Annotated in this window: 6 protein-coding genes; 2 read left to right on the forward strand and 4 right to left on the reverse strand. The window is 68.3% G+C overall.

Going from position 1 to position 12,500, the window contains the following annotated elements; genetic code table 11:
* The first annotated feature begins 548 nt into the window (after positions 1 to 548).
* Entirely contained in the window at positions 549 to 3,698 is a 3,150-nt protein-coding gene (locus UA74_RS20595; protein WP_232237348.1) for a S8 family peptidase, read from the forward strand.
* A 256-nt stretch (positions 3,699 to 3,954) separates the two neighbouring features.
* Positions 3,955 to 4,761: a M15 family metallopeptidase gene (locus UA74_RS20600; RefSeq protein WP_232237349.1), complete on the forward strand. Its 807-nt coding sequence runs from the start codon at positions 3,955 to 3,957 to the stop codon at positions 4,759 to 4,761.
* A 392-nt stretch (positions 4,762 to 5,153) separates the two neighbouring features.
* Here the strand turns inward: UA74_RS20600 and UA74_RS20605 are convergent, their stop codons facing one another.
* The 4 genes from UA74_RS20605 to UA74_RS20620 form a co-directional block, all read right to left on the reverse strand.
* Entirely contained in the window at positions 5,154 to 6,287 is a 1,134-nt protein-coding gene (locus UA74_RS20605) for a phosphatidylinositol-specific phospholipase C domain-containing protein (RefSeq protein WP_232237350.1), read from the reverse strand.
* Between the two features lie 190 nt (positions 6,288 to 6,477).
* Entirely contained in the window at positions 6,478 to 8,727 is a 2,250-nt protein-coding gene (locus tag UA74_RS20610) for a GmrSD restriction endonuclease domain-containing protein (protein WP_075765249.1), read from the reverse strand.
* Between the two features lie 25 nt (positions 8,728 to 8,752).
* Entirely contained in the window at positions 8,753 to 10,846 is a 2,094-nt protein-coding gene (locus UA74_RS20615) for a UvrD-helicase domain-containing protein (RefSeq protein ID WP_075741734.1), read from the reverse strand.
* Positions 10,846 to 12,489 carry a serine/threonine-protein kinase gene (locus UA74_RS20620; protein WP_318533259.1) on the reverse strand — a complete coding sequence of 548 codons (1,644 nt, stop codon included), beginning with the start codon at positions 12,487 to 12,489 and terminating at the stop codon, positions 10,846 to 10,848. Before UA74_RS20620 ends, UA74_RS20615 begins: the two co-directional genes overlap by 1 nt.
* Positions 12,490 to 12,500 lie beyond the last annotated feature (11 nt).

Below are 12,500 nucleotides of genomic sequence, written 5' to 3' on the forward strand. Positions count from 1 at the left end.
GTCATTCGACGCACCATCCCGGCGGGCGTGCCTCGGCAGGCCCGCCGGGAAGGCCGCGCTCGAGCCGGGCGCCCCGATTCATCGAGACGACGGCGGCGAAACCGCTGCTCAGAGAACCAGGGGCCCCGGATCGAGCAGCGAAGACCCGGTGAATCGATCCCTGGAAAGCTCTCACCCACTGCGGCAGCACGGTATTTCGGTGACGTTCCCCGGAAAGCGTTACAGGATAGAGACATGGATCACGACCATTGTCTTTTACCGCGATCATCCGACTATCTTCACCGGCGATAAAGAAACGCCAGATCGTCATTATCGCGTACCTCGGGCGGCATTCATCGAATGGCGAGCCCGCGCGCTCGTGGTCGCCCGCTCGCGGTGGGGAGAAAGATGCAGACAAGCACAAGAAAGGCCGTCGGGGTCGCGCTGGGCATGACCCTGTGCGCAAGCCTCGCCGTCGGGGGGCCGGTCACGCCGAGCCCGCGACAGCCGCGCCGACGGCAGGATACTTCGGCGCCACATCGACGATCACCCTGATCACCGGGGATCGCGTGCGGGTGCAGGAGACGCCGGACGGCCGATCCGGCGTCACCGTCCTGCCCGCTCCCGGCAGGGAGGACCTGTCGTTTCACCAGATCGCCGACGACGGCGAACTCTCCGTCATTCCGACCGATGCGTGGCCGCTGGTCCGACAGGGCCGATTGGACGCGCGTCTGTTCGACATTCCCGGCCTGATCGAGCAGGGCTTCGGCGACGCGGGCCCGCCGTCCCTGATCGTCTCCTATCGGGACGACGTCGAACGCCCACTCGAGGCGGCATTCCCTGCCTCGACGGCACAGATCGGCCGAGAGCTGCCCAGCGTCAACGGCGTCGTCGTGGAGCCCCCGGACGATGCCGTCGAATTCTGGTCGACGCTGACCAACCCGAACACCACGCTCGACGCCGGGGTGGACCGGATCTGGCTCAACGGCCGCGCCAGGATGCTCGACGCCGAGAGCAACGACCAGATCGGTGCTCCCACTGCCTGGGCGGCCGGGTTCACCGGCGAGGGCGCCACCGTCGCGGTGCTGGACTCCGGCTATGACCCCGACCATCCGGACCTAGCCGAGGTCGTGGTGGGCGCGCAGGACTTCACCGACAGCGCCGGCGGCGTCCGGGACGTCAACGGCCACGGCACCCACGTCGCGTCCACGGTGGCAGGCTCCGGAGCTGCATCCGACGGGGCACAGCGCGGTGTCGCGCCCTCGGCGAAGATCCTCGCCGGGAAGGTCTGCGACGACACCGGAGCCTGTCCGGACGATGCGATCATCGCGGGAATGGAATGGGCGGCCGAGCAGGGCGTGGCCGTGGTGAACCTCAGTCTGGGCAGCGAGCCGACCGACGGCACCGATCCGTTGTCGACAGCGGTGAACCGTCTCACCGAGAGCACCGGCACGCTGTTCGTGGTGGCGGCGGGAAATTTCGGCGGTCCCGAGACGGTGTCCGCACCCGCCGCCGCCGATGCCGCCCTCGCCGTCGCGAGCGTCACGAAGGACGACGAGCTCAGCTACTTCTCCAGCCGGGGTCCCCGCGCCGGTGACCAGGCGATCAAGCCGGATCTCGCCGCGCCGGGCTCGGACATCGTCGGCGCCCGTGCAGGGCACGGGGGCGAGCCTTACACGACGATGAGCGGCACCTCGATGGCCGCGCCACACGTCGCGGGCGCCGCCGCGCTGCTCGCCGCACGGCATCCTGACTGGACGCAGGCAGACCTGACCTCGGCCCTCCTCGGCTCGGCAAAGACGATCACGGGCCTGAGCGTCGCCGAGCAGGGCGGCGGCAGGCTCGACGTGGCCGCAGCCGTGCGATCACAGGTGCGGGCGCACCCTGCCTCGGTCGACCTGGGCAGGCTCGCCTTTCCAGCGGAGCCCGACCCGGTCGCTCAGACCCTCACCTATCGCAACGACGGCGAGCAGGAACTGGTTCTCGACCTGGTGCTGGACGCGGTCGACGAGACCGGACAGCCGCTGCCTGCGGACGTGTTCACGCTGGACGCCGACCAGATCACCGTGCCCGCAGGCGGTGCGGCCGGGGTCGAGGTCGCCATCGACCCCTCGGCAGGTGATCAGACGGGCTTCCTCAGCGGCTCGATCACCGCTACCGCGATCGGCGACGGCGACGGCGACGGCGACGGCGACACCACCGTGACCACCGCCGTCGGCGCGTTCGTCGAGCCGGAGAGCTACGACCTGTCGATCGAGGCGGTCACGCACTCAGGCACCGTCGACGACGACCCGCTGGTGTTCGTGATCAACAAGGATACCGGCGAGCCGGTGCAGGCGAGCACCGGCCCCGACGGATCAGCCGTCGCGCGGGTTCCCGTCGGGCGCTATCACGTCCTGAGCCACCTGTCGGAGTACACGATCGAGGACGGGGAGATCACCAGCGAGAACCTGACCACGGCCGCAGCACCGGACGTACTGGTGACCGCCGATGCCCACATCACCTTGGACGGAACCCTCGGCGAGCCGCTGCGGGCTCAGACCGAGCGGGAGACCGTCTTCGACTCGGCCATCATGCGGATCTCCACCGACACCTTCGAGTTGTCCGCAGGCGCAGGCCCCGAGACCGCAGTGTATGCAGTGCCCACCGGCGAGGTCGACGGCCTCGGCTTCGCGGTCAAACCGACGCTTCGAGCCCCGGAGGGCACCGAGGAGGACTACCGCTACCACCTCGTGTTCGACCACGACCGGGGCATCCCGGACTCGCTCGTGTTCCCCGTGTCCGATGCGGATCTGGCACAGGTTCGGGCCGAGTATCGCGGTCAGGGAGTGGCGGCATCGGCGTACAAGGAGGCCACGGGCATCCTGCCGAGCGACCTCGTGCCCGGAGGCATCTTGCGACCGCTGGCGGTGCCCGGCACCCGCCTGGAGCTGTTCACCGCCGCCGGAGTCGAGTGGCGGGAGAACCTGAACCTCGGCGACCGGATCGACACCGACGAGGACTACATCCGGACGACCCGTCACGAGCCGGGTCGGTCCGAGACGAGCTGGAATCGTGCTCCGTTGGGGGTGTCGATCGGGTCGGCCGCGCTGCCGGGCGCGGTTCGCGTGGACGACATGATCTTCATCCAGATCGGGGCGTTCGCGCCCGCCGACGAGGAATCCGACTACGTCCACCTCAGCACGTCGCTGATCACGGGCAGCACGATGCTGTCGCGCGACGGCACCGTGCTCGGCACCTCCCCGGAGGTCGGGTCCGCACAGTTCGACGTGCCGCAGGCGGAGGGCGATTACACCCTCGAGGTCACCGGGACCCGAGAGGTGCCCTGGTCGACGCTGGGCCGTCGAGTCGACGCGAGCTGGTCCTTCTCCACCGACACCCCGCAGGGGGGCGAGGAGGCGCTGCCGCTCCTGGCCGTCCGATTCGACGGCGAGTTCGACGAGCTGGGCCGGACGCAGGCAGGCATCGAGCAGGAGTTGGAACTTCGGGTGGACCGGCTTCACGAGGCCGAGATCAGCGAGTTGTCCGTCGAGGCGTCCTACGACGACGGGGCCACCTGGGAGCCGGTGTCGGTCGACGACGTCGACGGCGGGCGGCGTGTCGCGCTGGACCACCCGGCCGAAGACGGCTTCGTGTCGCTCCGGGCCGCCGCCGTGGACGCGGACGGCAACAGCGTGGAGCAGACCATGATCCGGGCCTTCGAGATCGTCCTGGACTGACCCGGCGCATCGAAGCGGCGGGGCTGCCTTGCACCGGTAGTCCCGCCGCTCAACCGCGCAGGCTCGGCGACCCGCCGACCGGTTCCCGACGAGAACCGGTCGGCGGGTCACTCCGGCCCGACGGGCTCCGCTGTTCGCCCCCGAGGGACGGTCACCCGACCCGGTCACGAGGACGTCATCCGACCCGGTCGTTCGACCGAGTGGCCGCCGGACCCGGCGAGAGATCACGACGACGCCGCGCGGGGAATCCGATCGCGTGACCAGTGTGAACGCCCGCCCATGGCAGGCCTTTAGCAAGGACGCCCAGGTCCGGCAACATGATCTTCACGTCATCACCGGATGGTCAAGGAAAGACAACGTATCGGGTGTCAACGGCGTTTTACCTGATGTGAAGAAGACAACGCATCGCGTCACCCTGGCCCTGGCGGCGCTCGGCATGGCAGCCGCCACCGCTCTGCCCGCGTCGGCTGCCGAGCCGGCCGAGACGACCAACTGGGTCGGCGAGTCCGTCGTCGTCAGCATCAAGCCCGTCTCCGAGGAGCGCCTCGGGGCGAGCTACCGCGAGGGCTGTCCGGTCGGCCCGGAGGATCTCCGGCTGGTCTCGTTCCCGCACCTCGGCTTCGACGACCGGACTCATCGGGGCGAGCTGATCGTCCACGCCGACGTCGCCGAAGAGGTGCTTGGCATCTTCATCGACCTGTATCGAGGCGGCTTCCCGATCGAACGAGTCGAGACCGTCGAGAAGTACGACGCGGACGACGACCTGTCGATGGCGGCGAACAACACCTCGGCGTTCAACTGTCGGCCGATCACCGGCGGCGGCGGCTGGTCGAACCACTCCTACGGCAAGGCCATCGACATCAACCCGGTGCAGAACCCGTACGTCAGCTCCAGCGGGCTCGTACTGCCGCCCACCGGGGCACCGTATGTGGACCGGGATCAGGATGCTCCCGGCATGATTTACGCGGGCGACCTCGTCGAGCAGAGCTTCACCGAGAACGGCTGGGAGTGGGGCGGCTTCTGGACGACCCCGCTCGACTACCAGCACTTCGAGAAGCCCTGACCGGAGGCAGCAGGCAGGGGCAGGTCTGCTCGCCGCGCGCGTCCGGATTCCGGGCGCCACCGGAGTCACTCGCGCGTGGCGGGCGGGCGGAGGCCTGCTGAGCTGACGGCCTCCGCCGGGATTCCGCATCGGCGATCAGGGCGGGGGGCTGCCGTCGCCGGGCCTGCGGGCGCGGCCGTCGATCACGGTGCCTGCGATCGTCGCCGACGAGCCGGGCGCACTGCCCGACCGTCGGTGACTGCGGAGTTCGACGCGGGGAGCGGAGAATGTCCTCCGCTCCCCGTGCCCGACATCGCGTGAAGAGCGGCCGACCAGGGTTCCGGGAAATCCGCCGAGATCCCCGGCAGGAGACGTCCCGGAAGGAGACGCCGTCGGGCAGGAGACGTCCGAGATCAGCGGGAGACCACGGTGGACAGCAGCGTCGATGAGCGCCAGTCGCTGGTGACGATGCTCGCGTTCGCCGCCGCGAGCTGCGCCACCCGATCCAGCGCGGCCTGCTCGTCCGGGGCCACGGCGTCGATGGCCGGGGCCACCTCGTGCGCCGCCGTCATGATCAGCAGGTAGTTCCGTTCGCGGTACCAGTCCGTGTCGATGCCGCCCGTCACATAGGCGTTGGCGCTGCCGTCGTAGACGACGAACCACGGACGCAGGCTCTCGTCCTCGTACCGGTCGCGGGGGTCGCCCGACTCGGCGCCGAGCACCGACGGGAAGGCCTGTGCGGCGGCGATCTCACCGGCGGCGGCGAGGTCGCGAAGGTGCCGCGAGTACTCCTCGTCGGTCCACAGGGTGTCGAAGGGATTGCCCTGCTCGAAGGTGCCGGGAATGAGTTCGATCAGGATTCGGCCCGCCAGCGCGTCCCGGCTGGGCCAGCCCGCCGAGGTGACGGCCTCGTCGAGGTCGGCGGCACCACCCGCATGGGCGAGCAGGTCCGAGGGCGTGAACACGGCGTCGCCCAGGCGACCGGCCACCAGCGCGTCGAAGGCGGCGGGGCCCATGCCGCCCCGGTCGTAGAAGCCGTCCTTCATCTCGACCTTGAGCACGATGGGCCGGTGGCCGGGATTCACCTCATGCCAGGTCCGCAGGTCGGTGAGACACCCGAGAAGATCCTGATCACGGTTCCCGGTGCGCAGGTTCGCCGGGTCGGTCGCTCCCACGCAGTTGCTGCTCGCACCGAACAGGTCGTGGCTGACCCGCCACCGCCCGATCAGCTCGTCCGTCCACACGTCGAGTTCGACCAGGCCCGCGCCGGAGTCCAGCACGTCGGCGAGATAGGGGAACCCGCCCTTCTCGTAGGCATTGTGCAGGCCGACGCTCGTCGAACTCGTGAACGCCTGCGGCGCATCGGGATCGGCTTCGGCGACCGCCGAACCCGCAGTGGCCCCCGTCATCAGCGCCGCCGCCGTCACCGCCGCCGTGGTCAGGGCAGCCGCTCGCTGCCCCGCCGTTCGCCGCCCGGCTGTTCGCCGGGCCCTCGTCGCCACGGCCGCCGATAACCGACCGACCGCTGATACCGGATGAGAAGACACGTCGCCTCCGTGATCTCCGTGGCCCGGCGACCTCCGTTGTTCAGCCGTCGCCGAACCGGCGAAACCTCAACGGAGGGAGTGTAGAAGCGGATGGTGAATTTCCGAGATCCACTGGGGGAAGCGGGGGCACGTCTCCGGTGGAATTGCGATGGCCGACCGGGCAGGGCGATCGGCCGCACCGCCTCTTTCGTCAGAAATAGCCGAACTGCTCCAGGCGACGTCGAGCCGTCTCCACCTCGACGTCGGGGAACCACCTGCGATGACCCGGCTCGATGATCAACGCCTCCACCGTCAGGTCCAGCCTGCCGCGCTCCCACATCGCGGCGAAACCGTCGGAGACGGCGGGAGCCCGCAGGATCTTTCGCGCCGTGGCGACGCCCCCGTACTCCGAGATCATGCGCAGGAGATGGGACGCGTGGTAGCCGGCTTCGCTGCGGGCGCGTTCGTACAACCTGCGGATCGCGGCGTCGAAATCGGCGGCGTCCTCGACGCCGTCCATGGCGGCATCCGCCGGTCCGGAGACGATGTGATCCACCCCCGATGCGCTCTCATTGCGACGGGTCACGAAGCCACGCAGGGCGTCGACGGAGGTGAACACCTCCATGCCCAGTTCTTCCAGTCTGGGGATGTCCGCCGCCTCGTGGTCCAGTTCGAGGACCACCGGCCTGCCCTGACCGGGTTGCAGGCCCGCAGGCCAGTAAGCCTCGGCGACGGCCAGCTCTCGCCCGGTGTCCGGGTCTGAGATCGCGGCGTCGAGGTCGGGCTCGACGCAACCCGCCGTGAGAAGCTCGTCGATCAAGGATCGAACCTGGATCGCGCGGGGATCGTTCTCCTCCGCTGCGACGACCTGGATCGGGGCAAGGTCGTGCTCGACGTCTCGAGCTCCCGTCCGCAGGCCGGTCAGGAAGGATTGTGCCGATTCCGCGAGGAGCTCCCGCCGGGCGGCCAGGAAGTCCTCGTATCTGTCGACCTCCCACAGGGCCGGATCCTCCGGAATCCACTGAGAGGCGAGCACACCGGGATGACGTTGCTCCGCCTCGGCGAAGTAGTCCGACGGCTGTCGCTTACCGATCGCCAGGTTCGTCTCCTGAGTGAGGAAGCAGAAGTTGGCGATGGCATTGACGATCCCACGATCACGACCAGCCTTGTACAACAGTGCCTTGGGGAAGATGTGGTGCACTTGAAGCGAGGTGAGCCTGCCCAGCATCTCTGACTTCAGCTCCAGACCGCTGCCCAGATCGCGGGCCCCCTTCGCCCTGGTGAGCAGGTACAACAACGGATAGAACCGAGATCCCGTCGTCGCTCCCTCGAAGTCGTGGGATGCGACGTCCAACCGCCCGCCACGCCAGCGTTCCAGGTTCGCGATGAGACCGTCGATCCCGGCTCGTTCGACGACCTCGTAATCCTGTTGCAGGACGGTCTCCGTCGAGCCGGCGAAACGTCCCCATAACGCACAGTGCACGTACCAGAAGAGAACCTTGTCTCGTTGAGCCGTGTCGGCGAAGCTCCCACCCATCAGGTGGAGGAGTCGAGTGATCACCGGAATACCGCCGCGCCCCATCAACACTCGATCGTGATCGAGACCGAGCCGCGCGGACACCGCGTCGAGGAACGTCGACACATGATTCCCCGCCGCCTCGACGCCGTCTCGAAACACGTCCGGGTCGACCTTGTCCAAGGCGGTGAACACCGAACGACCCGAGGCGACGGCCGTGGCATTGCGCAGCATCCAGTCGAGACTGAACTTGAAGCCTGCCTTCTCCCACTGGTCGAGCTTCTGCCGCATGACCTGGCGAGCCGCAGGCCACTGGGCACAGATCTTCGCCAACGCCAGGTCGCCCTTGGACAGCACCGTTCCACCCGAGTTCACCCGGTTGAAGATGTCCACCACGACATCGATGGTCTTGTCCCGCCCGGTGATCTTCTCCTCGTGGAACTCCCGACCGGTGATCTGGTGAACCCGGTTCAGCCGGTCCAGATAGGCGTCGGCCTGGTCATCGGCGAACCGACGCAGGTAGGGAACAAGGCCCTTCTGGAACAGTTCGGTCACCCGAATCCAGAGGGGGTCGCCTGCCTTCGTGCTCGGTGCATGGAACTCGAACACCTCGTCCTCGACGTGGAAACACAGGTCGGTGAACGCCTGTGCGTTGCCCTCGAAGAACTGTGGGGCCCGGCCTCGGATGACCCCGTAGAGCGAGGTGATGCGTTGCTGGCCGTCGAGTAGCAACAGTCGGGCGCCGCCGCCTGCCGTCGATCCACGCACATCGGTGCCCTCGCCTTCGGTCTCCCAGACCAACAAGCCGCCGACGGGGTAGCCCCGGTACAGCGACAGCATCAAGCCCCGCACCTGATCTCGGTTCCAGACATAGCCGCGCTGGAACTCCGGGAGCAGTAGCGCGCCCGTGTCGATCTGGTCGAGCAGGGTGGAGAGCTTGGTCACGACGACCTCTTTCTGCGAGTCATCATCACTGCACTGCGGTCAGGAATCGGCTGGGTGTCCCGGTCCAGGAGACGTAAAGCTGTTCGCGTGCTCGGGTACAGGCCACGAACAACAGGCATCGTTCGCGCTGAAGGTCATGCCGGTGCGCGACCTCGTCTTCGGACTCGGGAGTGACGGCGGGCTGGAGAGGCATCTGTTGATCACGAACGCCGACGACCGCGACGCAGCGAAACTCCAGGCCCTTCATCCGGTGCATCGTTCCCACGGAGACCGCGTCCGGGGCGGGCGGTGTCTTCCTGTCGAGCAGTCGGACCGGGACGCCCGCCGTCGCGAGCGAGTCACGAACGCCCTCGCCTGCAAGCTTCGACCTGGTGGCGATGCCGATCTCCTCGGGTTTCACACCCGCCGCGTGCCACTCCTCGATGACCGAGCAGAGCTCGGCCAGCTCGACGGTGCGAGAGGAGTGGCCCGCGAGAACCGGCATAGCGCCGTGCACCTGCGAGCGATAGCCTGCGATCGTCTCCAGGCCGTCGTCCATGTCGTCGATGCGCTCGCCACGCAGCATCCCCAGGCTCCAGGCGAGGATCTCGGCAGTCGTCCGGTAGTTCACCGTCAGCCGCGTGGAGCGTCCCGTGATCTGCACGCCGAGCTCGCGCAGGGTGACCCGGTGTTGATAGATCCGCTGATGGGTGTCACCGGCGATGAACAGGTCGTTCGAGGCGACCGGCACCGCCGCGCGCAGCAGTCGCCACTGCATCGGGTTCAGGTCTTGGGCCTCGTCGACGATCACGTGACGGTAGGGCTTGTCGGCGCGCCCGGCGAGGATCGCGGCCGCCGCCGCGCACACCGTCTCGTAGGTGTGCACCCGGCGGCGGCGGAGCTCCTCGGTGAACTCGTGCATCGCCTGCCAGACCAGCGCCTTCTGGATGTTCCCCAGCTTGCGCCCCCTGCCGTCTCGCTTGGCGCGGAGGTAGCCCTGCGCGTCGAGCACCTGTTGGCCCAGGACGACCTGTCGCCACTCCTCGGCGAGGAAGGCCTCGGAGAACGGCAACGACAGCGTGGTGATCACGTCTCGCCACAGGTTCTGCTGCTCCTGCGCGTCGATCATCGTCGGCCTGCCATGGGTCTCGGCGAAGATCCGATGGGCCAGGCTGTCGATGGTCTGCACGTCGACGTGACTCTCGCGCGGTCCCAGATCCGGCAGCTGCCGAAGTCCCTCCTGAAGCGAGTCGGTCAGCGTCGAGGTGAAGGTGGTGACCAGCACGCGCCCGACGCCGCCTGCGGCCAGGTGGTGAGCGCGGTGCAGGGCGACGACGGTCTTGCCGGTGCCAGGCCCGCCGGTCACCCGCGCCGATCCGCTGAAAGAGCCGTAGGCCATCCGATGCTGCGTGGGGTGCAGGTAGATCCGCCAGTGCGCGAGCGACTCCTGGAAGACCTTCATCAGTTCATCGGGGCCGTTGACGAGGACCAGCCGGTCCCCGCCGCGTTCCACGGCAGCCACGACATCGTCGGTGTCGTAAGGCTCCGCCGTCGCGACGGCGCCGAGTTCGGTCCAGACGCTCTCCACCGTCATCCCGGCGGCCAGTCCGTAGAGGACCTCCCACTGCCGCTCGGGCAGGAAGGCCTTCGAGGCCTCCAGAGTCAGCACGTCGGTGAGGGTCCTGGCGAAGGCCAGTGTCTGGTCGTCGATGCCGAGCCTGCCGAGATCCGCGTCGTTGACCTGGGCAAAGAGCCGCTCGGGACGGCGCTCCGCCATCCTGCTCAACTCGGGATAGGTGGCGTCGATGGCAGCGACGTCGCGCAGCTCGATCGAACCGGTCGCCGAGTTGACGCTCGCCCGGTGCCGGACGGCCCACGTGTACGCGTCATCGTGCGGGAGCACCCGGAGCAACGTGTAGAGGTCACCCCGTTCCGGAGCGAGCACCACACCGCGCCAGAACAGGTCGATCCTGATGGTGTGCATTCGACGATCCCGAGCGTTGCCCACCCGCTCCAGATGCCTGCCGGTGTGCGTCGCCTGCCGGAACCGATCGAGGACCTCGATCACCTTGGTCTGCACCGAGCGTTCCAACCGGGCGTATTCCTGCATGAAGTCGGCGTGGATGGCCAGCCGTGCCATCAAGAGTCCCTTCGTGAGGTGGTGTCGTCGGCGTCCGGCTGCGGCATCAGCAGCCTGCGGGCCCGCGCGACCTCGGGGTGACCCGCCCCGTGAATACGGACGAGGTCGGAGAGCAGCGTTCGGAAGGTGGCCCGTGCCGCCTCCTCCCGGCCCGCGCCGCGCTGGAGGAGTCCGAGCTGTCGGCGGAGATCCAGCGGCCGGGGGTCGTCCGGCTGGAGTTCGGCTCTCTCTCGGACGAGCAGTTCCGTCAGGCGATGCATCGCGGCGTCCAACTCGCCGACGAGGCCGAGGCAGACTGCCTCGCGGCGCAGACACTCCAGGGCGTCGTCGAGCCTGCCGCCCACCCGATCGAACTGCTCCGCCAGCTCGCGGTATCCGGGAGCGGCTCCCCGATAGTCGCTGCTCGCGAACAACTCGGTGACGGCGGCCAGCTTGTCGTCGAGATTCTCTCTCGATTCGACGACCGGCGTCGGGCGCTCCGGTCGCGGCGGGTCGCTCTCCGTCGAGCCCCACGAGGTATCCCCCGCAAGATGAGGGTTCTCGATCCAGGAGCGCGGGTAGGCACCCGACGTGTCCCGGCCGCGCGTGCCCGAGGGGTCCGACACCTCCGACGCCCGCATCGCCCGCCCGACATCGGTTTTTCGGACCGGCGACGCCGTTGACGCGTCCTCCTGCTTCTCGGCGCGGTGCACCGAAGTGGAATCTGACGACTCCTTCGGCGGAAAAACCCGGCTGAGAACCCTGGCGTACATTCGGACGTGGTTGGGCAGGACCGGGGGATTCACCATGCCGGGGAGCTCGGTGAGATCGGTGACGAACGGCAGGAGCCGACCGAAGACCGCCTCGGCATCCGGCGGCCGATCCGCGGGAGACTTGGCCAGGAGATGACGCACCAGCTGATCGAGTTCCGGGGGAACATCGGCACGGAGTTCCCCGGTGGGCATGGGTTCCTCACGCAGGTGTCGCTCCATCACGCTGAAGTTGGAGCCGCCCGCGAAGACCTGCCGCCCGGTGAGCATTTCGTGCAGCGTGCAGCCTAAGGAGTACAGATCGCTGCGCGGGCTGCTCTTGTTGTCCTGCACCTGCTCGGGAGCCATGTACGCCGGGGTGCCCAACGGCTGGCCCGTGCGAGTGATCCTGGACTGCTCGGGTAGGTCCATCGCCACCGCGAGTCCGAAGTCGAGCACCAGGACGGTCCCGTCCGGGGTGAGCATGAGATTGCCGGGCTTGAGATCGCGGTGCACCAAGGAGGTCTGGTGCGCGGCCGACAACACCGCACAGGTCTGCGCTGCGACGGCGGCGGCCCAGCCGATGGGAAGCGGCTCGTGTTCGACGATCAGATCGGCCACCGTCACGCCGCGCACGCGCTGCATGACCAGGTACGGACGCGCACCGTCCGTACCCACGTCGTAGACGGCGGGGACGCCCGGATGCTCCAGCCGAGCCGCCATCCGCGACTCGCGGGTGAACCGCCGGATCAGCTCCTCGTCCGGCTCCCCATCGGGGAACCGGATGAACTTGACCGCGACGTCCCGTTCCAGTCGAGTGTCACGCCCGAAATAGACCTCCCCCATGCCCCCTTTGCCTATCGGGTGCCGGTCCAGCACATATCGGCCGTCGCCGATCACTCGCCGCCCTGCCACGGCCTCCCCTG

It is taken from the genome of Actinoalloteichus fjordicus (assembly GCF_001941625.1).
Lineage (GTDB): Bacteria > Actinomycetota > Actinomycetes > Mycobacteriales > Pseudonocardiaceae > Actinoalloteichus_A > Actinoalloteichus_A fjordicus.